General features: G+C 73.7%; 21 protein-coding genes. 11 read left to right on the top strand and 10 right to left on the bottom strand.

Translation table 11 applies throughout. The features are described from left to right. The first annotated feature begins 77 nt into the window (after positions 1-77). The 6 genes from pelF to ACZ6C1_RS19225 all read left to right on the top strand — a co-directional run bounded on the left by pelF (position 78) and on the right by ACZ6C1_RS19225 (position 6,425). Positions 78-1,568 carry a GT4 family glycosyltransferase PelF gene (gene pelF / locus ACZ6C1_RS19250; protein ID WP_469242291.1) on the top strand — a complete coding sequence of 497 codons (1,491 nt, stop codon included), beginning with the start codon at positions 78-80 and terminating at the stop codon, positions 1,566-1,568. Next, a complete protein-coding gene (locus tag ACZ6C1_RS19245; protein WP_469242290.1) occupies positions 1,565-2,884 on the top strand; it encodes a hypothetical protein in 1,320 nt (439 codons plus the stop codon). Before pelF ends, ACZ6C1_RS19245 begins: the two co-directional genes overlap by 4 nt. A gap of 62 nt (positions 2,885-2,946) precedes the next feature. After that, on the top strand, positions 2,947-3,948 hold the full coding sequence (locus ACZ6C1_RS19240; protein WP_469242289.1) for a GDP-mannose 4,6-dehydratase: 1,002 nt from the start codon (positions 2,947-2,949) through the stop codon (positions 3,946-3,948). A 29-nt stretch (positions 3,949-3,977) separates the two neighbouring features. Next, positions 3,978-4,691 (top strand): nucleotidyltransferase family protein, encoded by a 714-nt coding sequence (locus tag ACZ6C1_RS19235; RefSeq protein ID WP_469242288.1) that lies wholly within the window; start codon positions 3,978-3,980, stop codon positions 4,689-4,691. Between the two features lie 7 nt (positions 4,692-4,698). Then, positions 4,699-5,622: an NAD-dependent epimerase/dehydratase family protein gene (locus ACZ6C1_RS19230; protein ID WP_469242287.1), complete on the top strand. Its 924-nt coding sequence runs from the start codon at positions 4,699-4,701 to the stop codon at positions 5,620-5,622. Next, positions 5,619-6,425 (top strand): endo alpha-1,4 polygalactosaminidase, encoded by an 807-nt coding sequence (locus tag ACZ6C1_RS19225; RefSeq protein WP_469242286.1) that lies wholly within the window; start codon positions 5,619-5,621, stop codon positions 6,423-6,425. The genes ACZ6C1_RS19230 and ACZ6C1_RS19225 overlap by 4 nt, the downstream gene beginning before the upstream one ends. A gap of 42 nt (positions 6,426-6,467) precedes the next feature. Here the strand turns inward: ACZ6C1_RS19225 and ACZ6C1_RS19220 are convergent, their stop codons facing one another. The 4 genes from ACZ6C1_RS19220 to ACZ6C1_RS19205 all read right to left on the bottom strand — a co-directional run bounded on the left by ACZ6C1_RS19220 (position 6,468) and on the right by ACZ6C1_RS19205 (position 11,836). Next, positions 6,468-7,478, bottom strand: coding sequence for an isopenicillin N synthase family dioxygenase (locus ACZ6C1_RS19220; RefSeq protein WP_469242285.1), 1,011 nt, complete (start codon positions 7,476-7,478; stop codon positions 6,468-6,470). A 522-nt stretch (positions 7,479-8,000) separates the two neighbouring features. Next, positions 8,001-9,656 (bottom strand): FAD-dependent oxidoreductase, encoded by a 1,656-nt coding sequence (locus tag ACZ6C1_RS19215; protein ID WP_469242284.1) that lies wholly within the window; start codon positions 9,654-9,656, stop codon positions 8,001-8,003. Positions 9,657-9,679: 23 nt separating this feature from the next. Further along, a complete protein-coding gene (locus ACZ6C1_RS19210) occupies positions 9,680-10,594 on the bottom strand; it encodes an AurF N-oxygenase family protein (RefSeq protein ID WP_469242283.1) in 915 nt (304 codons plus the stop codon). A 171-nt stretch (positions 10,595-10,765) separates the two neighbouring features. Next, positions 10,766-11,836 (bottom strand): hypothetical protein, encoded by a 1,071-nt coding sequence (locus tag ACZ6C1_RS19205; protein WP_469242282.1) that lies wholly within the window; start codon positions 11,834-11,836, stop codon positions 10,766-10,768. A 125-nt stretch (positions 11,837-11,961) separates the two neighbouring features. Here ACZ6C1_RS19205 and ACZ6C1_RS19200 point away from each other — a divergent pair, with 125 nt between their 5' ends. Next, a complete protein-coding gene (locus tag ACZ6C1_RS19200) occupies positions 11,962-12,585 on the top strand; it encodes a mycothiol-dependent nitroreductase Rv2466c family protein (RefSeq protein ID WP_469242281.1) in 624 nt (207 codons plus the stop codon). A gap of 19 nt (positions 12,586-12,604) precedes the next feature. Here the strand turns inward: ACZ6C1_RS19200 and ACZ6C1_RS19195 are convergent, their stop codons facing one another. The 4 genes from ACZ6C1_RS19195 to ACZ6C1_RS19180 all read right to left on the bottom strand — a co-directional run bounded on the left by ACZ6C1_RS19195 (position 12,605) and on the right by ACZ6C1_RS19180 (position 17,433). After that, positions 12,605-14,191 (bottom strand): SDR family oxidoreductase, encoded by a 1,587-nt coding sequence (locus tag ACZ6C1_RS19195; RefSeq protein ID WP_469242280.1) that lies wholly within the window; start codon positions 14,189-14,191, stop codon positions 12,605-12,607. Positions 14,192-14,305: 114 nt separating this feature from the next. Then, positions 14,306-15,355 (bottom strand): endonuclease/exonuclease/phosphatase family protein, encoded by a 1,050-nt coding sequence (locus ACZ6C1_RS19190; protein WP_469242279.1) that lies wholly within the window; start codon positions 15,353-15,355, stop codon positions 14,306-14,308. Further along, positions 15,356-16,870, bottom strand: a complete 1,515-nt coding sequence (locus ACZ6C1_RS19185; protein ID WP_469242278.1) for a PH domain-containing protein — start codon at positions 16,868-16,870, stop codon at positions 15,356-15,358. It abuts the gene before it with no gap. Beyond that, positions 16,867-17,433: a PH domain-containing protein gene (locus ACZ6C1_RS19180; RefSeq protein WP_469242277.1), complete on the bottom strand. Its 567-nt coding sequence runs from the start codon at positions 17,431-17,433 to the stop codon at positions 16,867-16,869. The genes ACZ6C1_RS19185 and ACZ6C1_RS19180 overlap by 4 nt, the downstream gene beginning before the upstream one ends. Positions 17,434-17,556: 123 nt before the next feature. On the opposite strand from ACZ6C1_RS19180, the gene ACZ6C1_RS19175 reads away from it, so the two are divergent. After that, complete coding sequence (locus ACZ6C1_RS19175; RefSeq protein ID WP_469242276.1) at positions 17,557-18,180, top strand: TetR/AcrR family transcriptional regulator; 624 nt, start codon at positions 17,557-17,559, stop codon at positions 18,178-18,180. A 162-nt stretch (positions 18,181-18,342) separates the two neighbouring features. Here ACZ6C1_RS19175 and nadE read toward each other — a convergent pair whose 3' ends face one another. Together nadE and ACZ6C1_RS19165 are read right to left on the bottom strand one after the other, a co-directional pair. Next, entirely contained in the window at positions 18,343-19,173 is an 831-nt protein-coding gene (gene nadE / locus ACZ6C1_RS19170) for an ammonia-dependent NAD(+) synthetase (protein ID WP_469242275.1), read from the bottom strand. A 91-nt stretch (positions 19,174-19,264) separates the two neighbouring features. Then, entirely contained in the window at positions 19,265-23,188 is a 3,924-nt protein-coding gene (locus ACZ6C1_RS19165) for an nSTAND1 domain-containing NTPase (RefSeq protein ID WP_469242274.1), read from the bottom strand. A gap of 223 nt (positions 23,189-23,411) precedes the next feature. Between ACZ6C1_RS19165 and ACZ6C1_RS19160 the strand changes: the two genes are divergently transcribed. The 3 genes from ACZ6C1_RS19160 (at position 23,412) to ACZ6C1_RS19150 (ending at position 25,611) form a co-directional block, all read left to right on the top strand. Beyond that, positions 23,412-23,579, top strand: coding sequence for a hypothetical protein (locus ACZ6C1_RS19160; protein WP_469242273.1), 168 nt, complete (start codon positions 23,412-23,414; stop codon positions 23,577-23,579). A gap of 1 nt (position 23,580) precedes the next feature. Beyond that, positions 23,581-24,585 (top strand): peptidoglycan-binding protein, encoded by a 1,005-nt coding sequence (locus ACZ6C1_RS19155; protein WP_469242272.1) that lies wholly within the window; start codon positions 23,581-23,583, stop codon positions 24,583-24,585. 141 nt (positions 24,586-24,726) lie between these two features. After that, positions 24,727-25,611: a DUF6528 family protein gene (locus ACZ6C1_RS19150; protein WP_469242271.1), complete on the top strand. Its 885-nt coding sequence runs from the start codon at positions 24,727-24,729 to the stop codon at positions 25,609-25,611. The last annotated feature ends 127 nt before the right edge of the window (positions 25,612-25,738 follow it).

The following is a 25,738-nucleotide window of genomic DNA, read 5'->3' as shown; positions in this document are numbered from 1 at the left end:
TCCCCACCCGGCCCTCGGGCACCGGCGGGCCACCGGTGCCCGCCCCGGGCCGATCCCTGCTGCCGCGGAGCACGTCCATGCACGTATCGCCCCCCGCGCCGCGCACCGGCGCGGCGCACGTCACCCTGCTCACCGAAGGCACCTACCCGCACAGTCACGGCGGGGTCAGCGTCTGGTGCGACCAGCTCGTCGGCGGCATGCCCGACATCGACTTCGAGGTGATCGCGGTGACGGGAACCGGTCGTGAACCACTCGTCTGGAAGATCCCGCCCCACGTGGCCGAGCCCGTCTCGGTACCCATGTGGGGGCCCGCCCCCGGCGGCACCCCGCCGGGCGGCCGCCGCGGGCGACGGCTCATGGCGGCGTACGAACGGTTCCTCACCGCCCTGCTCGATCCCGCCGAGGAGGACCTCTTCGGGCCGGCGCTCCACGAGCTGGCGCACGCCGCCCGCGACGGGCTGCTCAGTCCCGCGCTGCGCGCCGACCGTGCCGTGTCCGTCCTGAGCGGGGTGTGGAACCGCCCCGGCCTGACGGTCCGGGAGGCCCGCCCCTCCCTGCACGACGCCGTGACGGCGACGAACCTGCTGGAACACGCCCTGCGGCCGCTGGCCGCGCCTCCGCCGCACCGCGGGGTGGCCCACGCGGTCAGCGGCGGCATCGCCGCCCTCCCCGGGCTCGCCGCACACCAACTGCACGGCGTGCCGTTGCTGTTGACGGAACACGGGGTGTACCTGCGCGAGCGGTACCTCGGTTACCGGGGCGCTCCCTACCGCTGGTCCGTCAAGGCGGTGATGCTGGGCTTCTTCCGGCTCCTGGCCGGGGAGACCTACCGGCGCGCCGCCCTGATCACACCCGGCAACCGGTACAACCGGCTGTGGGAGGAGCAGGGCGGGGCCGACCCCGGACTGATCCGCACGGTCTACAACGGCGTCGACCCCGCCGCGTTCCCGGCCGCCGGTCCGGAACCGGAGCGGCCCACGCTCAGCTGGGCCGGCCGGGTCGACCCGATCAAGGACCTGGAAACGCTGATACGCGCCTTCGCGCTGGTGCGCGGACACCTTCCGGAGGCCGCGCTCCGGCTCTTCGGCGGTACGCCCCGGGGCGGCGAGGCGTACCGGGAACGGTGCGAGGAGCTCGCCCGGTCGCTGGGCCAGGGGGACGCCGTGACGTTCGAGGGGCGGGTGGACGACATCCGGGACGCCTACGCGGCGGGCAACCTGGTGATGCTGTCCAGCATCAGCGAGGGGTTCCCCTTCACGCTCATCGAGGCGATGTCGTGCGGACGGGCCACTGTCTCGACCGACGTGGGCGGGGTCCGCGAGGCCGTGGGGACGGCGGGGCTGGTCGTACCACCGCGTGACCCGGGGGCGATGGCCGCCGCCGCGCTGGACCTGCTGACCGACGCCCCGCGCCGGGCGGCGATGGGCGAGGCGGCCCGTCTGCGGGTGATCGAGCAGTTCACGCTCCGGCAGACCGTGGAGACCTTCCGCTCGATATACGTGGAGCTCTCCTCGGGCTCCGCCCCCGGCTCGGGCTCCCTCACCGAACGCCGGAGCGTGGCCGGATGAAGGGACCGTCCGCCCCGGAGCACGACAGCGACACCGTGTCGCTGCGGGTGGCGGGGCCCGTGGACGAGCTGGCCGCCGAACTGGCCGACCGGACGGCGCCCGCCGTACACCCCTATGAAGTCGCCGCGCTCCTGGAGTCGGAAGGGCTCACGGGTGAGCAGATCCGGGAGCGCTACGGGCATCCGGACATCTTCTCGCTGGCCGAGGAGCTCTACCGGCGGGTGCCGCGTGCCTTCCCCGAGCCTCCCCCGGCCGCCGATCCCTGGGCACCCGACCATGTCCGGTGCGCCCTGCGCGGGTTGCTGTTCGCGCTGCCCGGGCTGGCCTATCCCCTCACCGCGCCGCTGTGGCGGGGCGCCGGGGCGGTGTCCGCGCTGGTCGTCGCGGGGCTGGTGTCCTGGGCCTGGGGCCAGGCACTGAGCCACCGGACCTATGTGCGGCTCGCCACGGGCCGGCACGAGGCGGGCCTGACCCTGCGGGCCGGTGCCCCGGCCGGCGCGGTCCTCGCGGCCCTCGCCGCACTGGTACTGGCGGGACCGGGGGCGGCGGCGCTGTTCGCCGTGGGCCAGTCCGTGTACCTGGCCGCCGCGGGCGTCCTGCTGGTGCTGGGCCGCGAACGGCTGCTGGCGGTCGCGTTGTCGCCGCTCCTCGCCGGTGGCGCGCTGATGCTCTACGGGGAGCCCGGACGTGCCGTGCGGGTCGGGCTCCCGCTGCTGACCCTCGTGGCGGCGACCGGCCTGGCCGTGTACGCCGTGCGGGAGGCGCTCGGCTCGGCCGCGGTGCCGGAGGCGCCCCGGCCGGGGTACCTGTCCTCGTCGCCGTACGGGCTGTTCGGGCTGGCCGCCGGGATCCTGGTGCTGTCCACCGGCGCCCGGCACCCGTACGCCGTGGTGGCACTGACGGTGAGCATGGGGCCCGCCGAGTGGCTGCTGTACCGCTTCCGAGGGCTGTCGGTGACGGCTCTGCGGGCCTCCGCCACACCGCGCGGTTTCCGCTGGCGGACCGCCCGCACACTGGCGGTCTGCCTCTCGGCGTACGTGGTGCTGCTCGTCGCGGCGGTCGTGCCGACCGGTGCGCCGCCGGGTGAGCCGGCCGCCCTGGGCGCCGCCCTGTGGACCGCCCTGCTGCTCCAGGCGTTCGGTGTCGCCTGGCCACCGGCGGCCGTGTGCCTGGTGGCGGCTGTGGCCGTCGTGGTGGCGGCGGACACGGGTGCCCCTTCCTGGCCGTGGGTCTCCACGGCCTGTTGTTCCCTCGCCGCGCTCGTCCTCGCCGGGCTGGCCCTGCACGTGCTGGGCCGGCCCTCCGCTCACGCCTGATCCGCGCCACGGCACGTACCTCGTTCACCGCACGACATCCCACGGAACGAAAGGAAGACGACGTGACATCCGCACCGCTCGCCGCCGTCACCGGAGCCGACGGCTTCATCGGCTCGCACCTGACCGAGGCCCTGGTGGCCTCGGGGCACCGGGTCCGCGCCATGGCGCAGTACAACTCCTTCTCGTCGTACGGCTGGCTGGAGGTGCTGCCGCGCGACGTGCTCGACCAGGTGGAGATCGTCCTGGGCGACGTGCGCGACCCCGGCTCGGTGCGCGCCCTGGCCGAAGGGGCGGACGCGGTCTACCACCTGGCCGCGCTCATCGCGATCCCCTACTCCTACCGGGCGCCGCACAGCTACGTCGACACCAACGTCACGGGCACCCTCAACGTGCTGGAGGCGGTTCGGATGCTGGAGACGCCCCGGCTGGTGCACACCTCGACCAGCGAGACATACGGCACCGCCCGTACCGTCCCCATCACCGAGGACCACCCCATCAACACCCAGTCCCCCTACGCGGCGTCGAAGGCGGGCGGGGACCGGCTCGCGGACAGCTACCACGCGAGCTTCGACACCCCGGTCGTCACGCTCCGGCCCTTCAACACCTACGGGCCGAGGCAGTCGATGCGGGCCGTCATCCCCACCGTCATCGGTCAGGTCGCCTCGGGCTCGCGCACGATCACGCTCGGGGACCTGCGGCCGACACGTGACTTCACGTACGTCGCCGACACCGCCCGGGCGTTCCTGGCCGTGGGCACGGCCCCGGCGGGGCGCGTGGTGGGGCGGACCTTCAACGCCGGTACGGGCCAGGAGATCTCGGTGGGCGACCTGGTGCGCCTCATCGGCAAGGTGATGGACGCCGACCTCGACGTGCGGGAGGACGCGCAGCGCATCCGGCCCGCCGCCTCGGAGGTGATGCGGCTGGTCGCGGACGCCACCAGGCTGCGCGAGGCCACCGGCTGGGCCCCGGGCCACGACCTGGAGCGGGGCCTCGCCCGCACCGTGGGGTTCTTCCGCGATCCGGCGCACCTCGCCCGCTACAAGACGGACATCTACAACATCTGACCCACGAGCCCACGTAGAGGAGGCATCCCATGCACGTAGTGATACTCGCCGGGGGCAAGGGTGTCCGGTTGCGTCCGTACACCACGGCGCTGCCCAAGCCGTTGGTGCCGATCGGGGACCGGCACGCGATCCTGGAGATCGTGCTGCGGCAGCTCGCGTCGGCCGGCTTCACCAGTTGCACCCTGGCCATCGGCCACCTCGGGCAGATCATCCGGGCGTACGTGGGCAACGGCTCACGCTGGGGCCTGGAGGTGGACTACTCCGCCGAGGAGAGCCCGCTGGGCACGATCGGGCCGCTGCTGACGATGCGGGACCGGCTGCCCGAGACCTTCCTGGTGATGAACGGCGACGTCCTGACCGACCTCGACTACGCCGATCTGCTGCACCGTCACCGGCACGGGAGCGCGCCGCTGACGATCGCCACCTACTGCCGCAAGGTGCACATCGATTTCGGGGTGCTCACCACCGACGCGGGCAAGGTCGTGGGGTTCCGCGAGAAGCCCAGCCTGGACTGCCGGGTCTCCATGGGTGTGTACGGGTTGTCGCGCGCCACGCTGGACAACTACACCCCGGGGCTGCCGCTCGGCTTCGACGAACTGATCCTGGACCTGCTGGCCGGCCCGACTCCCCCGGCTGCGTACGAGTTCGACGGCTACTGGCTCGACATCGGGCGGCCCGACGACTACGACCGCGCCAACGCGGAGTTCACCACCCACCAGTCGCTCCTGCTGAAGGGAGCCTGAGCACCTCATGCGCATCCTCGTCCTGGGCTCCACCGGATACCTGGGGAGTCACGTCACGGAACAGCTGGGTGCGGTCGAGGGGGCGCGGCTGCTCCTCGGCGGCCGGTCCCCGGGCACGGACCTGGTGGTGGACCTCGCGACGGCCCGTACCGGTCCGCTCACCGAGGCGCTCGCCGCGCTGGCGCCGGACGTGGTGGTCAACTGCGCGGGTGCCGTCGGCGGTGACCCCGTGACGCTCGCGGAGGTCAACGCCCGGGGGCCGGCCGTGCTGTGTGCGGCCCTGCGGGACGCGGTGCCGGGGGCCAGGCTGGTCCACCTCGGCTCGGCCGCCGAGTACGGGCCCGGCCGGCCCGGCGAACCCGTCACGGAGGAGGCGCCGACCCGGCCGGTCGCCCCCTACGGGGCCACCAAACTCGCCGGCACGGTCGCCGTCACCTCCTCGGGCCTCGACGCCGTCGTCCTGCGCGTGGGCAACCCGGTCGGCCCGGGCGCTCCGGCGGCGGGGCTGCCCGGCGGTCTGGCGAGGCGTCTGGCCGGGGCGGGCGGTGGCGCCGAGGAGGTGCTGCGGCTCGGCGACCTCTCCGCGTACCGGGACTTCGTGGACGTGCGGGACGTCGCCCGTGCGGTGGTGCTCGCGGTGACCCGGCGGGGCGCGGTGCCCGCGGTGCTGAACGTCGGCGGCGGGCGGGCGGTGCGCGTGCGCGACCTGGTGCACGCGCTGGCCCGTACGGCGGGGTTCGCGGGCCGTGTCGAGGAGGCGGGCGGCGGATCGGCCCGCTCCGCGGCCGTCGCGTGGCAGTGCTCCGACGTCTCGGCGGCGCGCGAGGCCCTGGGCTGGGCGCCGCGTTTCGGGCTGGCGGACTCCGTCACGGCACTGTGGGCCTCCGTGGCGAGTGCGCCGGCCGCGCCCGGCGGGGGTGCCGTGCGGTGAGGGTGTTCGCCGCGCGCCGTACGCGGCCGTCGCTGCTGGCCGTCGTGCTGCTCCTGCTGGTCGCGGGCTGCTCCGGCGACGCCTCGCCGGGACCGCCGGCGGTGGCACGGTGGGTGCCGCGCCCGGGCACGGCCTGGGAGTGGCAGCTCGACGGGCGGGTGGATCCGCGTACCGACGTACCGGTGTACGACATCGACGGCTTCGAGAACACCGCCGAGGACGTGGCACGGCTCCACCGCGACGGCCGGCGTGTGATCTGTTACGTCAACGCCGGCGCGTGGGAGGATTTCCGCCCGGACGAGGACGACTTCCCCGCGTACGTCCGGGGGGCGCCCAACGGCTGGAGCGGGGAGCGCTGGCTGGACATCCGGCGGCTGGACGTGCTGCGGCCCCTGATGGAGCGGCGGCTCGACATGTGCCGGCGCAAGGGCTTCGACGCGGTGGAGCCGGATCTCATGGACGGGTACCTCCATGAGACCGGCTTCCCGCTTCGGGCCGCGCACCAGCTCGCGTACAACCGGATGATTGCGGACGCGGCGCACGAGCGTGGCCTGTCGGTCGGGCTGAAGAACGACCTGCCGCAGATCCCCGCCCTCGTCCGTCACTTCGACTTCGCGGTCAACGAGCAGTGTGCCGAGTTCGACGAGTGCGCGCGGCTCGCGCCCTTCGTCCGGGCGGGCAAGGCGGTCTTCCACGTCGAGTACACGCTCGCACCGGCCGATTTCTGCGCCGAGGCGCGTCGGCTGGGCCTGTCGTCCATGCGTAAACGGCCACGGCTGGACACCTGGCGTCAGGCCTGCTGACGGGGGCGGTACGGACCCGGGGCCCGTACCGCCCGTACCGTCTCAGCGGGCGGCGGCCAGCTCGGGGTGGTGCAGGCGGGCGACCTCGGGGTGTGCGCGTACCCAGCCCTTGAGCTCGTTGCGGCCGTACTCGGCGTGCAGGGGGTTGGTGTGGTCGTGGTCGATGCCCGGCGCCTGCGCCAGATAGGCGCCCGGGACGGTGTCGATGACGGCGTCGAGGCGGGGGTTGTAGAAGAAGGGCACGGAGAAGCGCTCCACCGCGCCCGGCGGGCTGACGACCCGGTGGTCGGTCGCCGTGAGGTAGCCGTTCGTCGCTATCTCCAGCAGCTCACCGAGGTTCACGACGAACGCGCCCGGCAGGGGCGGCACTTCGAGGAACGTGTCACCGGAGCGGACCTGCAGACCGCCGACGCCGTCCTGGAGCAGCAGCGTGAGGAAGCCGTAGTCCTTGTGGGCGCCCACCCCCTGCCCGCCGCCGGAGGGCGCCGATCCGGGGTACCGGATCAGCTTGGTGTGCAGGTGGGGGCGCTCGGCGAACGCCTCGTCGAAGAAGTCTCCCGGCGCGCCGATGGACACGAGCAGCTCCCGCAGCAGCCGGTGGGCCACCGCGGCCAGCCGCTCCTGCCAGGCGAGCACCACCGTACGGAGCTCCGGCAGTGCGGCGGGCCACTGGTTGGGGCCTTCCAGCCACAGGTACGCGGGGTCGTGCGGGCCGACCGTGGGCGCGGGCCGTTCGGCGCCGACGTCGAGCTGGTCGCGCCAGTCGGAGCGGCCGCCGGTGAGTTCGTGCCCGACGCGGGTGTAGCCGCGGAAGTGAGGCGAGCGCAGATTGCTGACGGCCAGCCGGTCGGCCTCCGGCAGGGCGAAGAACTCGCGGGTGACGCGCAGGATCCGGTCCGTCTCCGCAGGGGTGACGCCGTGGCCGGTCAGGTGGAGGAACCCGACGTGGTGCGCGGCGTCGTGGAGCTCCTTGTGGAACGCCGCCCGGGTCGCGGGGTCGTCGGCCAAGGAGAGATCGATGACGGGCAGGGAGCCCGGGAACGCTTGTGGCATGGACGGCATGATGGCCTTCCGTTTCCGGTGTGACGAGGCCCTGCTCCCGGAGGTGGCGGGATCGCGGGGGTACGGAGAGCCGGCGGCAGGGGTGTGCCCGGGGACCGCTCGTCCGCGACAGGACCGAGGGGGACGTGAAGGGGGGAGGGTCAGTCCTGCGGCGGACAGCTCATGGTCGTCACGCGCGCGTAGTCCACGTGTCGGCGCATCACGAGAAGAGTCACCCGGTGAGCTTAACCCGGACGGTCGCGCCCGGGCGGAGACGTTGGCCACATCGGTCGCCTCGGCGCGGGCCGGTGGCGGCGCCCGGCGCCGGGAGGCACGGGCGGACCGGTGCACGGTGATCATGCGGTTGGTGGGGGCTTGGGGCGGTCGTCCCGGTGCGCGGCAGCTCCGGGTGCGTCGCAGCCGGTGGGCCCGGGGTTCCGGCCCCCGGCGGCGTGGTCGCGCCGGGGGCCGGTGGTGCGGGCGGTGAGGAGCGGGTGGCCCCCGGCGGCGCGGTGGGCGTCCACGAGCCGGACGTCAGGGACGCAGTCCCCAGCGGCCGCGCCTGGCCGTGGCCGTCAGCTCCTCGACCGTGGCCAGTTTGACCCGGGGCCGGCCGTCGCCCCGGCCCCGGGCGAGTTCGGCGCGGTCGATCGCCGCCAGCCCACGGGCGTCGACGGATCCGCGGCCCCGGCGCCGCAGCAGCCGGCGGAACTCCTTCGCGGGGTGCGCGGGCCCGGGCAGCGCCCCGGCGATCGCGTCGGCGAGCAGCGTCCCCACCGTCTCGGCCGCGCAGGCGCGGTTGGTCCCGATGCCGCCGGAGGGGCCGCGCTTGATCCATCCGACGACGTAGGTGCCCGGCCGGCCCGGCACCCGGCCCGCCTCGTGCGGAACGGTGCCGGTGGCCTCGTCGAAGGGCAGGCCCGCGACCGGCACCCCGCGGTATCCGACCGCCCGCAGCAGCATGCCGGCCGGTATCGTCCGCTCCGCCGACCGTTCCGTGACCCGTACGGCGTGGACCGCGGCGTCGCCGAGGACCGCCACGGGCGCGGAGTGGAAGCGGAACACGATGCGGCGCCCCGGCGCCGGCGGCCGCGACCAGTCGACGCGCTCACGGGCGGCGCTCCGCAGCAGCGCGGCCTTGTCCGTCGGCCCGGCCCCGTCGATGGCCTCGCCCACGCGCGGGTCGTGGTCGTCGACGACCAGGTCCACCCCGTCGAGGTGGCCCAGGGCGCGCAGTTCGGACCCGGTGTACGCGGCGTCCTCGGGACCTCGGCGCCCGAGCAGCACGACCTCGCGCACCTGCGCCCCGCGCAGTGCCGTCAGCGCGTGGTCGGCGATGTCGGTGGCGGCCAGCGCGTCGGCGTCCGACACGAGGATCCGGGCGATGTCGAGGGCGACGTTGCCGTTCCCGACCACGACCACCCGCTCACCGGTCGGCTGGACGGCGTCCGCCGTGACGTCCGGGTGGGCGTTGTACCAGGAGACGAACGTGGTGGCGGAGAGGCTGCCGGGGAGGTGCTCCCCGGGGACGGAGAGCCGGCGGTCGGCGGAGGCGCCCACCGCGTAGACGACCGCGTGGTGGTGGGCGGCGAGCTCCTCGGCCGTGATGTCCCGGCCCACGTCGAGATCCAGGTGCATCCGCACCCGCGGGTGGGAGTGGAACCGCGCGAAGGTGTCGCCGATCTTCTTCGTCCCGGGGTGATCGGGAGCCACGCCGTACCGCACGAGGCCGCCGGCGACCGGCAAGCGGTCGATCAGGGTCACCTCGGCGTTGGTGTGCAGCAGCAGGTCCTCGGCGGCGTACATGCCGGCCGGGCCGGTGCCGACGACCGCGACCCGGATCGGGGCGAAGTCGGCCGGCAGGCTGCGCGCGAAGCGCGGCTCGCCCCAGGTGCGGAAGGTGGGTCCGTCGGCGGCCGGTGCGGGCTGTGAGTCCGCGCCCCGGTAGTACGCGGCGTTGATGTCGGCGAAGTCCCGCTGTGCGTCGGTGAGGCGGTCGGCCGGGAGGATCGCGTCGACCGGGCAGGCGTCGGCGCAGGCGCCGCAGTCGATGCAGGCCTCCGGGTCGATGTGGAGCATGTCCGTGGTGCCGAAAGCCGGTTCGTCGGGCGTGGGGTGGATGCAGTTGACGGGGCACACGGCGACGCAGGTGGCGTCGCTGCAACAGGTCTGGGTGATGGCGTAGGTCATGTCGTCGGCTCGGTCCGCTCGGTTCAGATCAAGTGGGCGCGCTTGTAGAACGCCAGGGCGGGCCTGGTGAGCAGGCCGGCGGAGGCCAGGAACTCCATGAGCCCCGCGCAGCTCGAGCGCATCAGGGCCTTGTGGTGCTCGTTGGCCCTCGCCTCGCGGACGGCGCGCTTGCGGTCGAGGCCGGCGTTCCGGTACACGTCCTTGTTCACCATGCTGGTGACGATGACGTAGGAGGCGATGGCGATGACGACGGCGTGGATCCGGCGGCGCAGCCACCCGGCCCTCGCCAGGCGCTTGCGCGTCTCGTCACGGGCGAACTTCATGTGCCGCGATTCCTCGACGACATGGATGTTGTTGATGGTGCGGACGAACGGCACCACGCGCTCGTCCCGCATCCAGTCGCGCTGCATGACGTCGAGCACCTCCTCGGCGACGAGGATGGCGGCGTACGCGGCCTCCCCGAACGCGATCGTCTTGAAGGCGCGGCCGAGTTCGACGGCGATCCGGTGCGGCCGGTAGGCCGGCGCTCCGAGCTTCTTCGCCCCGCGGGCGAACATGATGGAGTGCCGGCACTCGTCGGCGATCTCGGTCAGCGCCCACTGGACGCCGGGCTCGGTCGGGTCCTTGGCGTAGATGTCGCGCAGCACCATCTGCTGGAGGATCATCTCGAACCAGATGCCGGTACTGGCCACCGACGCGGCTTCCTGCCGCGTCAGTTCCTTGCGCTGGGCGTCGTCCATCTCGCGCCAGTAGGCCGTGCCGTAGAGGGTGCTCCACTCCGGGCTGGCGCCGTGGAAGTCCTTGTCCAGCGGCGTGTCCCAGTCGACTTCCGTTGCCGGGTCGTACGACAGGGTCGCGGCCGAGTCGAGCAGGCGGCGGGCGACGTCGTGTGCGTGGGGCCCGTTCCCCGTCTCCTGCCGAGCGGTGCTGCTTGCCATGCTGGGGCTCCTCCGATCGAGCGGCGGTTCCTTGTTAGACAAGATGTAAGCAAGCTGTCCGGTCGGACCGTACAGCAGGAGTGCCGCTCGGGCCTACCCCCGAGTAAGAATCTTCCGGCTGCCGCGTGGTGCCCGCTCCCACCCCCGATCGCCACCTGGTGGGCGACTCGGTCAGGCCGTCGTCCAGTGGTGGAGCCGATCGCCGTCACGGGTGAGCCAGGTGCCGTCGCCGAGCTCGGTGACGGCCCCGGTCACCGGCCGGGGGTAGCGCAACCGTCCGAGCGGGCGCAGCGATTCCGCCGCCAGGATCCAGTGGGTCCGTTCCAGGGGCCCTTGCCGGGGTACCCAGTCGGCCGTCACCAGGACGCGCGCCGCGTCCAGCACGTACGCGTGGTCGAAGTCGTCGTTGTCGGCGTCCCACGACAGCTCGTTCAGGTCGAGCACGGTCGTGCGGTGCGGGGCGAGGGTGTCGTGCACGGCCAGTTCACAGCGGTCGTCGTCGAGAGTCATGCCTTCGGCACGGCGGATCGTCACGAGCCGCGACGAGCCGGGGACGAATCCCGCCAGTTCATGGCGGTCCATCCCGCCGCCGAGCATCCGCAGGCCGTCGCCCGACGGTTCCGTCCAGTAGCTCGCCCAGCTGTACCAGGCCGTCCAGAAGGACGCGCCGAGTACCGCGCCGTCCTCGCGCCACTGCAGGGTGAGGGCTCCGGAGACGGCCGCCACCGGCCGGTCGGCCAGGACGTCCCCGGTGGCCGCGTCCAGCAGGAGCAGGCGGTCCCGCCCGTAGTCCCGCCGCGGTGGGCCGTCGTACACGAGGATCGCCCGTTCCCCGGCCGCCCCCGCTGGCAGCAGCGTGGGCACGGCGGCCGCGACGAACCGCCCGCACGGGCTGACCGCCGGGGCGCCCGGCGCCCGGGGCGGGCGATGGCCGCCGTGCCAGGTGTCGTGCGGAACCTCCCACCGGAGCGTTCCGTCGCCCGCCACCGCGCGCAGGGACGACGCCCCGGCGACGACGAAACCGCCGTCGGGCAGCGGTTCCGCCCGCGCCCCGGGCGGCAGCGGGCACACGCCCAGGGGGTCACGCACCCCAGCGAGGAACCTCTCCCGGTCGTGCACCTCCACACGGCCCGGCGCCCGGACGCACAGCCGTCCCCGACCGATCGCCACGACACTGCCGGGCGGCGCCTCCGTGGAGCCGAGCGGCACGACGTCGATGCGTATGTCTCCCGTCTCTCTCATGATCGAAAGCCTGACAGGAGGGTCTGGCCGACGGCCACCTCGTTTCGGCGTACGGGAAGTGGCCCATGCCGGCCGGCCGGGAATGGCCCGGGCCGTCGCGGCCCTCGCGTGGCAGCCTTCCCCGCATGAGCACCGACCAACGACACCGCACCGCCGTGGATTTCTGGTTCGACCCCGCCTGCCCGTTCGCGTGGATCACCTCCCGCTGGCTCCTGGAGGTCGAGCACCACCGCGACCTCGACGTCCGCTTCCACGTGATGAGCCTGTACCTGCACAACCTCGGCAACGAACTGCCCGACTGGTACCGGGACCTCGTCGACCGTTCCGTCGGCCCGGTGCGGGTGGCCGCCGCCGCGGCGGAACGGTACGGCGAGCCGGTGCTGCGCGACCTCTACACGGCTCTCGGCACCCGTATCCACCACGACAAGAACCAGGACTTCGACGCCGTCGTCGCCGATTCCCTGGCCGCGCTCGGCCTGCCCGCCGCTCTGGCGGCCGCGGCGCACGACCCCGCGTACGACGAGGCGGTGCGGCGCAGCCACGACGTCGGCAAGGACCCGGCGGCCGACGCCTACGTGGGCACGCCGACCATGCACGTCGACGGCGCCGTCTGGTTCGGCCCGGTCCTCAACTCCGTACCCCGCGGGGCCGAGGCGGTACGCCTCTTCGACGCGTTCCGCACCCTCGCGGGGCACACCGACTTCTTCGAGATGAAGCGCACCCGCACCGGGAGCCTCAGCTTCGGCTGAGGGACCGGCGGGGCGGGTGTCAGGGCTGTCGTCCCCGGCGGCGGGCGGCTCGCGCCGCACCGCCCCGCCGGGTGCGGTCCGGGGCGGGATGCCCTGGGTGGGCGGCCAGTCCCTTGGCCGCCGCCTGGGTGATGTTGCGGGCCATGCCGCCGAACACGATCGCGTGGAACGGCGACACGCTCCACCAGTACGCGTGCCCGAGCAGGCCTCGCGGGTGGAACAGCGCCCGCTGGCGGTACCGGGTGCTGCCGTCGCCGTCGGTCTCGGCGTACATCTCCAGCCAGGCCAGGCCGGGCAGCCGCATCTCGGCACGCAGCCGCAGCAGATGTCCCGGCTCGATCTCCTCCACCCGCCAGAAGTCGAGCGAGTCGCCCACGCGCAGCCGCTCGGCGTCCCGGCGCCCGCGCCGCAGTCCGACCCCGCCGGCGAAGCGGTCCAGCCAGCCCCGGACGGCCCAGGCCAGCGGGAAGGAGTACCAGCCGTTGTCCCCGCCGATGCCTTCGATCACCCGCCACAGCGCCTCGCGCGTCGCGTCCACCGGCAGGTGCCGCTCGTCCCGGTAGAGGCTGCCGCCCGCCCATTCGGGGTCGGTCGGCAGGGAGTCGCTCGGCGCGCCGGGCACCGCTGCCGACGACCACCGGGTCGCGACCTGCGCGTCCCGCACCCGCTGCAGGGCGAGCGCCAGCGCCTCGTCGAAGGGCAGCGGCTGCCCGGGACCGTCGGGAACGTACTGGGCGATGTCGTGCTCGTGGCAGACCACCTCGTGGCGCAGCGACTCGGTCAGCGGACGCGCGATGGACGCGGGCACCGGTGTCACGACGCCGACCCACCGGCTGGACAGGCCGGGCGTGAGGACGGGCACGGGCACGATCAGGCGACGGCGCAGCCCGGCGACGACGGCGTAACGGCGCATCATCTCCTCGTAGGTGACGACGTCGGGCCCGCCGATGTCGAACGTACGGTTCACCCCGGCGGGGATCCGGGCCGAACCGACGAGGTAACGCAGCACGTCCCGGACCCCGATGGGCTGGATCCGGGTGTGCACCCAGCTCGGGGTGACCATCACCGGCAGGCGTTCGGTCAGGTACCGCAGCATCTCGAAGGACACCGAGCCCGAGCCGATGATCACCGCCGCACGCAGCACGGCCGCGGGCACCGGAGCGTCGAGGAACGTCCGCCCCACCTCTGCGCGCGAGCGCAGGTGCGGGGACAGCTCGTGCTCCGGGACGCCCCGGGGCGTCAGCCCGCCGAGGTACACGATCCGCCGTACGCCCGCCCGGTGCGCCTGCTCGGCGAAGATCCTCGCCGCCATGCGGTCCGTCTCCTCGAAGCCGCGCCCGCTGCCGAGCGCGTGCACCAGGTAGTACGCGACGTCGACACCGCGCATCGCCCCGGCGACCGACGCGGCGTCGGTGACGTCACCCTTGAGCGCCTCGATGTCCGCCGCCCAGGGATGGTCGCGCAGTTTGGCAGGGGTACGGGCGAGGCAGCGCACCCGGTGGCCGGCGCCCAGCAGCTCCGGCACGAGCCGTCCGCCGATGTAGCCCGTGGCCCCGGTGACCAGGCAGTGCAGTCCTTCGCCGTGCCGAGTTCGGCCCGTGTCCACGCTCCGCTCCTTCACCCGTCGTCCGGCGTCGTGCCCCTCGGGCCGATCATCACCGCAATGTCCCGGCGGTGCGACCGCGCGTCCCGCGACGACGCCCTGACTTCGCCTCCCGCCTCACATACGGATGCGGGCGGCGACGGGAAGGTGGTCACTGCCGGTGGCGGGAAGCGTCCGGATGTCGACGACCGTGGCGGTACGGGCCATGACCTGGTCGATCCGCGCCAAGGGCAGCGCGGCCGGCCAGCTGAAGGCGAAGGTGGGCGGGGCGGGCCGCAGTCGTGAGGTGACGGGGGCGAGCCCCCGGTCGTCGACCGTGCTGTTGAGGTCGCCGAGCAGGATGACCGTGCCGAGCCGCTCCGCGGAGATCGCCTCGCCGAGGAGCGCGGCACTCGCGTCCCGCGGGGCTGAACCGAAGCCGGACGGGCCGAGGCGTACGGACGGCAGGTGGGCGACGTGGACGGCGGCCTCGCCGTGGGGCGTCACCGCGGTGGCGCGGAGCCCTCGGTTCCAGTCGGTGCCGAACCCTGGGGGCCTGATGTCCACCGGCCGCACGTCGAGCAGGGGGTACGCCGACCACAGGCCGACCGTGCCGTGCACCGCGTGGTACGGGTAGCGGGGCGCCAGCGCGGCCCGGTACGCGGGGAGGGCGGACGGCGTCAGTTCCTGGAGGGCGATCAGCCGGGGCCGGGCCTCCATCAGGACCCGCACGGTGCCTGCCGGGTCCCGGTTCTCGTCGCTGACGTTGTGCTGGACGACGGTGATGTCGTGCGCCGGTACGCCATCCGTCGTCAGGGCGCCCCCGAACTGGCCCAGCCACGCCCCGGCCAGCGGGAGCAGGGCCAGGAGCGCGGTGGCGGAACGCCGTATCCGCGCCAGGACGAGCAGGACCGGGATGGCCAGGCCCAGCCACGGCAGGAACGTCTCCACGAGGCTGCCCAGCCGTCCGACCTGGTTGGGCACCGCGCCGGGGAAGGCCACCAGGCAGGCGACCGCCAGGGCGACCGCGGCACGTACCCGCCCGCGGCGCCGGCCGGGCCGCCCCCGCGCGTCCCGGCCGCCCCACCCGTCACGGCGACCCCCGGAAGCCCGCACCGTCTCACCCGTTTCCGTGTCCACACCGGACGAGGACGCCGCCATGCGGCCGGGGGTTCCGCGGGCGGGCACTCAGCGGCTCTCCCGCTCCGGGGATGCCAGGAACTCCTCCAGGATTCCCGGCCGGGCCGCCATGGCGAGGGCGACCGCGTCGTTTGCCGCCACGTCCCGCAGGGGGTAGGCGTGTTCGCCCGCGGGCACGGCCGCCGTGACGGTGACCAGGCCGGAGCGTCGGGCGGACGGCGAGGAGGAGAACGTCCAGGCGGTGATCCCCGCGCGCTCCAGGACGAGGGTGTCACGGCTGAACGTACCGGCTCTGACCAGCAGGTGGGGGCCGTGCAGGGCGTGGCCGAGACTCGCGTACGCGTCCCGGGCCAGCAGCCATGTCACCGTCGCGGCGACCAGCGCGTATATCCAGGCGGCGTGCAGGAACGCGGAGGCCAGGAGGCTTCCGAGGGCGAGGAGCGCGGCCGTCACCGGCAGGACGGCGAGCAGCAGCCCGCGCACCACCCTGCGGCGCAGCGCCGCTCGGGGGTGCGGGGTCAGTGGGAGGGAGTCGAACGGGTACGGGGGCGTGCGGAGCGCACCGGCGAGGACGCGCAGGGCCTCGTGGCGCGGTGCCGGCGGGAGCAGGGCGCCGCGCGCGTGGGCCTCCTCCTTGTTCCCGAGTCCGCCCGCCACCGCGACGACGCTCGCTCCCCCGGCGGCCCGCAGCAGCAGTGGCTCGCGGAGCAGTACGCCGTGCAGCCGGCCGCGCTCGATGGCGACCGAGCGGGTCGTCAGCAATCCGCGCCGTACGGTGAGCGTGTCCGCGTCGGTCCAGGCGGCGCGGTAGCCCCACCAGTTCTCCACGTACACCGCGACGGCGCCGAGGCAGCCGAGGGCGGTCACGGCGATCAGCGCGGCGGGGACGGTGAGCCACAGGACGCTGTGGCCGAACTCGTCGAACGCCTCCCGGACGACGGGCAGCCGCCACGGCTCGACGCCGATGCCGTCGAGGATGCGGTACGCCGTCCCCACGGCGACGCCCACGCCGCCGAACACCCAGAAGGTGAGCGGCGCGTAGCGCAGCCGTCGCCAGTCGACGCGGCCGAGGACGGCCCCGTCGGCGAGGGCCCGGGGGTCGGCGCGGGCGAGCAGCGCGGCCCTCAGCCGGTGTGCCTCGCGGACCGTCACCGCGTTGAGGGTGATCGTCCCGCGTTCGCCGTCCGACGCGGTGGTGCCGGCCCGTACGACGGTGAGGCCGAGCAGGCGGTGCAGTGGCGTCGCGGTGAGGTCGACGTTGCGGACGCGGTCGAGGGGCAGGGTGCGCCGCCGGTTGCTGAACACCCCGCTGTGCAGGGTGAACGTGTCGGTGGTGAGCCGGTAGCGCGTGCGGGACCAGCGGACCAGCCCGGCGGCGGTGACGGCGGTGAACGAGAGGGCGAGGGCGGCCAGGGTGATACGGGCGCCCGCGGGGACCCTGCCCCCGGTGGCGAGCGCGGTGAGGGCGAGGGATGCGAGCGGCGGGGCGAGCCAGCCGCAGTGCACGAGCAGGGTGCGGGCGGCGGGTCGCCGCCAGGCATCGGCGCGACGGCTCACGCTCACGCGACGCCTCCCGCAACGCCCCGGTGCGCGCCTGGGGCAGGGGCGGCGGAAGCGGAGCGGGCCTGGTGGGCGGCTCGGCCGATGCGCCGTGAGAGTTCCTCGGCGTCGGCCGCCGACAGGCCCGCGATCCTGACGTCGCCCGCGGTCGACGCGGTGGTGACGGTGAGCGTCGCCAGGCCGTACCACCGCTGGATGGGGCCCCGGACCGTGTCGACGGTCTGCACCTGGCTCAGCGGGGCGATCCGGCGCCGCTGCCATATCCAGCCGTCGGCCGCGTAGACGGCGTAGGTACCGAGCTCCCAGGCGTGGGTGCGGTACCGGCTGCGCGGCATGAGGAGCAGGTAGCCGAGCGCGGGCGCCACGAGGGTGATCAGCAGGAGCGGTCCGAGCCAGGGCAGGGCGCCGGCGAAGAAGAGCGCGGAGAGCAGGCCGAGGGCGAGGGCGGTCAGCAGCATCGGTCCGCTCACGGTGGCCAGTGCCTGGACCGCCCACCAACGGCGGGCGAGCGGGTCGACCCGGTGGCGGGGCGGCCTCAGGCGAGGGGCGTCGGGAAGAGGCGGCATGGAGGAGAACCACTTTCCAAGTCAACTGTATTGGATGGCGATACGTTACAACGGTACGAGTGACTTGCGAAAGCGGCCGCCGGTGTCCCGGACCGCCGCGGAGAGAGATGGGGGTCGTGCTCGGTGCCGAAGAAGGTGGACCACGAGGCCAGACGGCTGGAGATCGCGGAGGCGCTCTGGCGCATCGCGAGCACCCGCGGCCTGGACGGGGTGAGCCTGCGCGAGGTGGCCGCGGAGGCGGACATCTCGCTGGGCAGGCTGCAGCACTACTTCCGCACCAAGGACGAGATGCTGCTGTTCGCCCTGCGCCACATCAACACCCTGGCGGACCGGCGCATCCGCGAACGCGTCGGCGCGCTCGCCACGAGCGCGGGACAGGACCCGCCACCACGGGCCGTTCTGAGGGAGTGCCTGGTGGGCATGCTGCCCCTCGACGAGAAGGGCAGGGTGGGCGCACTGGTGGGCGCGGCGTACTTCGCGCGCGCGATCCACGACGAGCGTCTGCGCGGAGAGGCGCGGGAAGGCATCCCCAGACTCGCGGAGTTCTTCGCGGACCTTCTGCGACGGGCGCGGGAGCGCGGGGAACTGGCGGCGGGGCGGGCACTCGACCCGTACACCGAGGCGATGCTGCTGATCAGCCTGGTCGACGGCCTGACGGCGTACACCCTGCTGGGGGTGCAGACGGGCGAGGAGGCGCTGGAGCGGCTGGACGCGCACCTGGAGCGGGTCTTCGCGAGCGGCGGCTGAGCCGTTCGCCGTTCCCGCCCGCCGCATGTGCGAGCGGTCCCCCGCGCGACGCCGGTGGCACCTGGTGGGGCCGGCGGCAGGTCCGGGCCGGCCCCGGCCTGGACCGCCGCCCTCCGGTGCCGCGCCGTATCGAGGCGGGGCGCTCCGATCAGCCGGGGACCGTCACGGGGCGATGGGCAGCCGGCGCTTGTGGTCGGTCAGGCGGTAGCGGCGGACGATCGTGTCGAAGGCGTGCTCGTGCACCGGCTTGCCCTCCAGGAAGTCGTCGATGTCGTCGTACGTGACCCCGAGCGCGTCCTCGTCGGCCTTGCCCGGGTCGAGGGTCTCCAGGTCGGCCGTCGGGGTCTTCCACACCAGCTCGGCGGGCGCTCCCAGCGCGTCCGCGACCGCGCGCACCCGGCGCTTGGTCAGGCCGGTGAGCGGGACCAGGTCGGCGGCGCCGTCGCCGTACTTGGTGAAGAAGCCGGAGACCGCCTCGGCGGCGTGGTCGGTGCCGACGACCAGACCGTCGTGCGCGCCGGCCACCGCGTACTGGGCGATCATGCGCTGCCGGGCCTTGATGTTGCCGTGCACGAAGTCCTGGTGGTGGGCGTCGCGGAACCGCACACCGGCCGCCAGCGAGGCCTCCAGGGCGGCGTCGCTCGCGGGCTTGATGTCGACGGTCAGCACCTGGTCGGCCCGGATGAAGGAGAGCGCGAGCTGGGCGTCGTGCTCGTCGGCCTGGACCCCGTAAGGGAGCCGCATCGCGTAGAACCGCGCCTCGTGGCCGGCCGCCCGGGCCCGCTCGACGGCGAGCTGGCACAGCCGGCCGGTGGTCGTGGAGTCGACGCCGCCGCTGATGCCGAGGACGAGGGAACGCAGACCGGTGGAGGTGAGCCGCTCGGCGAGGAAGGCCACCCGGCGTTCGATCTCCCGCTCGGCCTCGAAGGTCTCGGCGACCTCGAGCTCCCGGGCGATCTCCTGCTGCAGGGCTATGGACGCCGGCTCGCTCACTTCTGCTCCTTGTTCCGGTTCACGGTGTGCTGTCGCGCCCAGCCTACCCAGGGGCCGTCCGCCCGGATCACGGGCGGAAGCCCGCACGGCCTCAGCACACGTTCCGGTACGGGACGTCCGGGAAGTACGTCCGCCATTCGGCGCGGGTGAGGGTTCCTCCGGCGCGGCGGCACACCTCCGTGACGGCTCGTGCCGGGTCGATGTCGTACTTCTGGACGGGGACGTCCCGGCCCGCCGCGTACAGGGTGCCGCCGTCCTTGTCGAAGGCGAGGGAGAGGATGGCGTCCCCCGAGCCGGGCAGGGTGGAACCCAGGGGCTGCTGGGAGGCGACGTCCCACAGGCGGAGGGTGCCGTACGACCCCGCCGCGGCCAGGATGCTGCCGTCGGGCGAGAAGGCCACGGCCGTGGTCTGCTCGGGTTCGCCTGGCATGCCCCTGGAGAGGCCGCCGGAGAGCAGCCCCAGTGGGGTGCGCAACCGCCCGTCCCAGAGGGTGATGCTGCCTGCCGAGTCGACCACGGCCGCGCGGTCCCCGGCGGCGCTGAGGACGGTGGAGCAGGCGCAGTTCGCCAGCGCCGTACGTTCGCTGCCTTCCCCCGTGGTGCGGACGAGGAACCCCGCGTCGGTCAGAACCGTGCCCCCGTCGGGCGACATGGCGGTCAGCGCTCCGCCGTCCCCGTACGCCTCGTGGCCCTTCTCCTGGGGCAGGACGCGCAGCTTCTTCCCGTTGCCGGCGTCCCGGACCGTGATCCCGCTGTCCAAGTCCGTGGTCAGCAGCGTCCTGCCGTCCGGGCTCAGTCGGAGCCCGGTGAACGCCATGGCCTCGCCGGAGGCGGTGATGTCCGCGAGCCGCCGGTTCCGGGTGGTGTCCCACACGGTGACGCGGGTGGGCAGGTCCATGGCCTCGGACGTGCCCCAGCCGAAGGCGAGGCGCCGCCCGTCGGCGCTCAGCGACATGTGGACGGAGGAGTCGGCCGTGGCGCCGACCGCGAGTGCGGCCGGGAGGGCGGCCAGTTGCCGGCCCGTACGACCGTCGAGAACGGCCACACGGCCGGAGCGGGCGACGGCGAGGACACTGCCGTCGGCACTGTGGACGGCGTGGGTGGCGGTGCCCTGCTGCCGGCGGGGGCGGAGCGCTTCACCCACGTCGAGGCTGTGCACGGTCCGGGTGCCTTCGGTGCTCTGCGTGGTGTAGCGCAGAGCCCGTGCCCGCATGTCGATGCGCACGTCCATGGGCTGGTCGTCCGCCAAGGAGTGGCGGAAGACGGGGCCGTGGGGCCGGTCGAGGCGCCACAGGAAGATGTCGGCGGAGCCGACTCCGGCGGCGAACCTGCCGTCGGGGCTGAAGGTGAAGGCGAGGGGGGCGACCTGGGCGAGCCCGGGGAGGTCCTTGCCGTCGGACACGGCGATGCGCCGCAGGCCGTGTTCGTCCTGCAGCACGAGGGTCCGCCCGTCCGGCGTGAACTGCGGGGCGCCCTCCGCCCCGCAGGACGGCCGGCCGGTCCAGGCGGCGTCCGCGCGGCGGTCGGTGCGCAGGTCCCACAGTTGCAGGCCGTCGGGGGCGCACAGGGCCAGCAGCCGGCCGTCCGGAGAGACGTCGTTGGCGGCCGGGCCCCCATCGCCCGGCATCATCCGGACGAATTGCCGCTCGCCCCCGCGGACATCCCAGACTTCGAGGCGCTTGCCGACCTGAAAGGTCATGGAGTGCCCGCTGGAGCTGAACCCATGGACGTACGACGCCGACACACCGCCGAGCGACTCCGTGGTCCCCGTGGCCTCCGTGGTCCCTGTCTCCTCCGTGGCCTCCGTGGCCCCTGTCTCCTCCGTGGCCTCCGGGACCCCTGTTTCCTCGGTGGACTCCGTGGCCCCTGTCTCCTCCGTGGTCTCCGTGGACTCCAGGGACTCCGGTTCGGGGGTCGCCTCCACGGCGTCGTCGTCCACGGGGACCGGGTCGCGGGGGCCGAGAGGCGGACCGTGATAGCGCTGGGCCTTGATGTCCCACAGCCGCATGCGCGCACCGGTCTCGGGGCCCACGGCCAGGTACCTCCCGTCCGGGGAGACGTACGGCCCCAGCACGGCCGCGCCCTCGTCGAACGGTGCCCGGTAGGTGCCTGTGATCCGCTGGGTGTGCAGGTCCCACAGGGTGACCTTGTCCTGCTTCACGCTGATCAGCGTCCGGCCGTCGGAGGCCAGGGACTCGGTTTCCGCGGAACTCTCCGGCGAGGTGAACAGCGGCTGTTCGCGCTGCGTCAGGCCACCGAGCAGGGCCGAGCGGGTCTCGGGTGTCCGGCCCAGTTGCCAGGCCGCGACGCTGAGACGCAGCGCGGTCCGTGGCTCGAAGGGGCGGAGTCGGTCGGCGGCCACGGCGGCCCGGCGGGCCACGGCCGCCATGCGCTCCTCCTCACCGGCCCGGTTCTCCTGCCACGCGATCGTGCCGACGATCAGGACGAGCACCAGCAGCAGGACGGCGGAACCGACCAGGCCACGGTGGCGCCGCCGTTCGCGGCCACGGGTGGTCCGGCTCGCTTCGAGGAACTCCCGCTCCAGTGGCGTCAGGTCCCTGCCGCTGGTGTCGCCGCCGAAGCACTCCTCCGCCTCGGCCAGCCGCACCCCTCGGTACAGGGCGCCGGTGTCACGGCCCAGGTCCCGCCATGCGACGGCCGCCTGGGTGAGTCGGCGCAGCACCCGCAGCCGGTTCCGGTCGTCCTCGATCCAGGCCGTCAGCCGTGGCCAGGCGGTGATCAGTGCCTCGTGGGCGAGGTGGACGGTGGTCCCGTCCAGGGTGACCAGCCGGGCGCGGGCCAGGCGCTCCAGTACCGCGTCGACGTCCGTGGCGCGTTCGAGGCCTCCGGTGTCCAACTCGGCGCGGTCCACGGGGCGGCGGGTGTCCGCGGTGCCGTCGCCGGGGGTTATCAGCCGCAGCAGGACACGGCGCGTGAGGGTGGCCTGGTCCTCGTCGAGCTGCCCGTACAGGTCCTCCGCCGTCTGGGCGATGGCGCCCCGCACGCCGCCGGCCGCCTCGTACGCCCGGAGGGTGAGCGCTCTGCCCGAGCGCCGGCGCCACGTCTCCAGCAACGCGTGGGAGAGCAGCGGCAGGCCCCCCGGTTCCCCGGCGACCTCCTCGACCAGCCGCGCGGTCAGTGCGCGCTCCACGATCAGGCCGCGGGCGGCGGCGGGTCTGACGATGGCCTCCCGCAGTTCCTCGGGGCTCATCGGGCCCACGGGCACGCCGGCGTCCCGTAACACCTCCACCAGTCCGGGGTGTTCCAGGCACCGCCCGAAGAAGTCGGCGCGTATGCCGAGCACCACGCGCAGCCGGCTGTCCGGTTCGCGGGCGGCGAGCAGCCTGTCGATGAAGTCGGCCCGTTCGGCGGGATCCGGGCAGAGGGTGAAGACTTCCTCGAACTGGTCCACCAGTACGTGGGTGTCCCCGGGGCCGCCGGCGGGCTCCAGCTTCGCGCCGTGCGTACGTGCCGGACGTTCACCGGGTGTGAGGATGCGGAGCGCCGCCGGCATCGGTTCCGTTTCCGTCGCCTGCCGCAACCGGGGTATCAGTCCGGCCCGCAGCAGTGAGGACTTCCCGCTGCCCGACGGCCCGATGACCGCCGCGCACCGGTGTGTGCGCGTCAGTTCCAGCAGGCCGGTCACCAGCGGGTCGCGCCCGAAGAAGACCTCAGCGTCACCCGGCTCGAACCGTGTCAGCCCCCGGTACGGCGGCTCCTCGCCGTCCCCGTCGTCCTGGGGGATCGCCGCGATCTCCTCCGCCACGGCGTGCCACCGTTTCTCCCACTCGGCCGCGTCCCCGCCGCACGCCGCCACATAGGCGAGCGTCACGGCCAGCGTCGGCAGCCTCTCCCCCGCCGCGGCCTGCGACAGCGCGGGCGCGGAGTACGACGACTGCCGCGCCATCGTGCGGTAGGTCGGACCGCCCGCGGCAGCGCGCAGCGCGCGTAACTCCACCGCGAACCGCTCGACCGGTCCCGCTGCCGGGTCGAGCGGTTTCTCGCGACGCCCCATCTCCAGCCCCCCGTGGCTCTCGTACGGCACCCCGCCGTCTTCGTCACGCTAGGTCCCCGCATTGCGCCGTCCAAGGCGGCGCGCGCCGGTGCCGGATTGATTACCGGCACGGACAGGGCCTGCTTATCAACGTTCGGGCCGGTGGACTCGGTGTCGAGCGGCCCCCGCCGGGGGTGCCGCGAACGGCAGTCCGCACACAGCGGACGAGAGAGAGGAACGGTTCATGACCGAGCCCGTAGAGGTGGCGCCCGACGCCACCGAGGTACCGCCGTACCCGGTCGGCGGAGCGGGGATCTTCGACGTCGACCCGGACCAGGGCGGCGTCAGCCAGAACCCCGACGACGAGGTGACCGGAGACATCGAGGCCCTTCCGGAAGACGTGGAGTTCTGACATGGGGAACGTTCAGGGCATGCTGCGCGCGGCCCGCAAGCTGCTGGGCACCAGGGAGAACCCGCCCGGCTCCAACCGCAACCACATCACGCGCTGGTACGGGTTCACCGGCCCCTGGTGCGACATGGCGGTCAGCTACGCGGCCGCCCACTCGGACAACCTGCCCGCCGTCATGGGGAAGTTCGCGCTGACGACCGCCCACGCCCGGGCCTTCCAGAAGAAGGGCCGCTTCCACTACGGCATCGGCGGCATCCGGCCCGGCGACATCGTGTTCTTCGACTGGTCCGGCTCGCGCTCCATCAGCCGCATCGACCACGTCGGCATCGTCGAGGCCGTCCACAAGAACCGCACCATCACCACCCTGGAGGGCAACACGTCCAACGCCTTCCTCCGCCGGCGCCGCAACTCGGCCTGCATCGTGGGCTACGGCCGGCCCGCCTACAAGGGCGGCGGCGCCCCCATGCCCGGCAATGACGGCATCCTGCGCCGCGGTTCCAAGGGGCAGGCGGTCAAGACGCTGCAGAAGAACCTGAACACGGTGCAGAAGGCGAAGCTGGCCGTGGACGGCGACTTCGGTCCGGCCACCGAGAAGGCGGTGCGTGCCTTCCAGACCAAGCACGGCCTGCCGGTGGACGGGGCCTACGGGCCGAGCACGGCGGCGATGATGAAGGCGGTCCTCGCCGGCCGGAACAAGCCGATCCGGCCGATGGCCGTGGTGGCGAAGTCCGGGGCCCTGGAGGTCGACGGCCAGTTCGGCCCGGCGACCTGCGCCGCGCTGCAACGGGCGCTGAACGACCGGACGAAGGCCGGGCTCGAGGTGGACGGTGCCTTCGGGCCGCTGACCATCACGGCTCTCCAGCGGTACGTGAAGGCCAAGGCGGACGGCATCGTCGGTCCGGAGACCGTCACCGGCCTGCAGCGTCACCTCGGTTCCGCGCTGAGCGGCACGTGGGACGCCGACACGACACGGCTGCTCCAGAAGGCCCTGAACGCCGGTTCCTTCTGAGCCACGCGCCACAGCGGGGCGCGACGTAACCCGTGACAAGGGTCCGCACCGCACAACGGCACCGGGCCGGGCGTCGCACGAGGGGACGCCCGGCCTCCGGCCGGCACCGGCGGACCAGGGACAGCACAGAGAGGACGGGAGATGGACGCATCGGCGGCCGAGACCGCTTCGGGCACCTACAAGGTGGCCATCACCGAACAGAGGACGGGCCAGGTCCTCCTCTTCGACCGGACCGCCCGGTTCACCGACGCCCATGTGCGGTGGAGCTTCAGCACGGGCAACGCGCCCGGCTGGGACCACCCGTTCGAGATCCGCTTCAGGGACACCCAGCGGTACGGGGCGGTCGCCCTGATGACGTTCGGCAAGCCGGGCGAAGGCCGGGCCGGCATCGTCAACGTCACCAGCAAGAACCACCTCACCCGCGCCGACCTCATGTGGTCGGCCCGGATCACCAGTTATCCGCACAGCATCGAGCGGGTTCCCCACGCCGGGACGGTCGTGGTGGCCGGCTCCCGTGACCGGCTGCACGTCTTCGGCCCCTCCAGCAGCGACCCGGCCAGTCTCAAGGAGGTGCAGACGCTCACGTTCTCCAAGGCCCACGCGGTGCTGTGGGACGATCAGAACGAACTGCTGTGGGTCACCGGCGGCACGCTCATCCGCACGTACCGCGTCAACGGCACCCTGCGCGCGGCGCGGCTGGAGAAACACGGTCCCGACATCACCATCGCCGGGAACGGTCACGACATCCAGCCCGACTACGCCCGGCCGGGCACCCTGCTGGTCACCGACAGCCACCGCGTCTACTCGGTCGACAAAGCGACCCGAGCGGTCACCGTCGTCGCCAGGATGCCGTACGTGAAGTCCTACGTCCGGCACGCCGGCGGCCAGGCCATGTGGACGGCGGACCCCGACATCGAGGACTCCGTCTGGGGCGGTTCGACCGTCCACTTCTCGACCGGGGGCAACCGCACCCGGCAGGGCGCGCAGATCTACAAGGCCCGCCTCTACACCACCCGGTTCCACTGAACCCGCCGGGGGCCGAGCGGTTCGCGGGCGGGTGCGGGGGGGGGGGGGGGGGGGGGGGGGGGGGGGGGGGGGGGGGGGGGGGGGGGGAGCGGGCGCGGGCGGCACCGCCTTCACCGCCCCCCCACCA

The sequence above is a fragment of the Streptomyces sp. NPDC041796 genome, from assembly GCF_055590785.1.
This window is presented reverse-complemented; position numbering and strand designations above follow the sequence as displayed.

Bases quoted from the DNA above. Each gene is read 5' to 3' on its own strand.
- ACZ6C1_RS19205 (WP_469242282.1), bottom strand. From the start codon at position 11,836: ATGAGAGAGACGGGAGACATACGCATCGACGTCGTGCCGCTCGGCTCC.
- ACZ6C1_RS19155 (WP_469242272.1), top strand. From the start codon at position 23,581: ATGGGGAACGTTCAGGGCATGCTGCGCGCGGCCCGCAAGCTGCTGGGC.
- ACZ6C1_RS19235 (WP_469242288.1), top strand. From the start codon at position 3,978: ATGCACGTAGTGATACTCGCCGGGGGCAAGGGTGTCCGGTTGCGTCCG.
- ACZ6C1_RS19245 (WP_469242290.1), top strand. From the start codon at position 1,565: ATGAAGGGACCGTCCGCCCCGGAGCACGACAGCGACACCGTGTCGCTG.
- ACZ6C1_RS19210 (WP_469242283.1), bottom strand. From the start codon at position 10,594: ATGGCAAGCAGCACCGCTCGGCAGGAGACGGGGAACGGGCCCCACGCA.
- ACZ6C1_RS19220 (WP_469242285.1), bottom strand. From the start codon at position 7,478: ATGCCACAAGCGTTCCCGGGCTCCCTGCCCGTCATCGATCTCTCCTTG.
- ACZ6C1_RS19150 (WP_469242271.1), top strand. From the start codon at position 24,727: ATGGACGCATCGGCGGCCGAGACCGCTTCGGGCACCTACAAGGTGGCC.
- ACZ6C1_RS19230 (WP_469242287.1), top strand. From the start codon at position 4,699: ATGCGCATCCTCGTCCTGGGCTCCACCGGATACCTGGGGAGTCACGTC.
- ACZ6C1_RS19180 (WP_469242277.1), bottom strand. From the start codon at position 17,433: ATGCCGCCTCTTCCCGACGCCCCTCGCCTGAGGCCGCCCCGCCACCGG.
- ACZ6C1_RS19200 (WP_469242281.1), top strand. From the start codon at position 11,962: ATGAGCACCGACCAACGACACCGCACCGCCGTGGATTTCTGGTTCGAC.
- pelF (WP_469242291.1), top strand. From the start codon at position 78: ATGCACGTATCGCCCCCCGCGCCGCGCACCGGCGCGGCGCACGTCACC.
- ACZ6C1_RS19165 (WP_469242274.1), bottom strand. From the start codon at position 23,188: ATGGGGCGTCGCGAGAAACCGCTCGACCCGGCAGCGGGACCGGTCGAG.
- ACZ6C1_RS19160 (WP_469242273.1), top strand. From the start codon at position 23,412: ATGACCGAGCCCGTAGAGGTGGCGCCCGACGCCACCGAGGTACCGCCG.
- ACZ6C1_RS19215 (WP_469242284.1), bottom strand. From the start codon at position 9,656: ATGACCTACGCCATCACCCAGACCTGTTGCAGCGACGCCACCTGCGTC.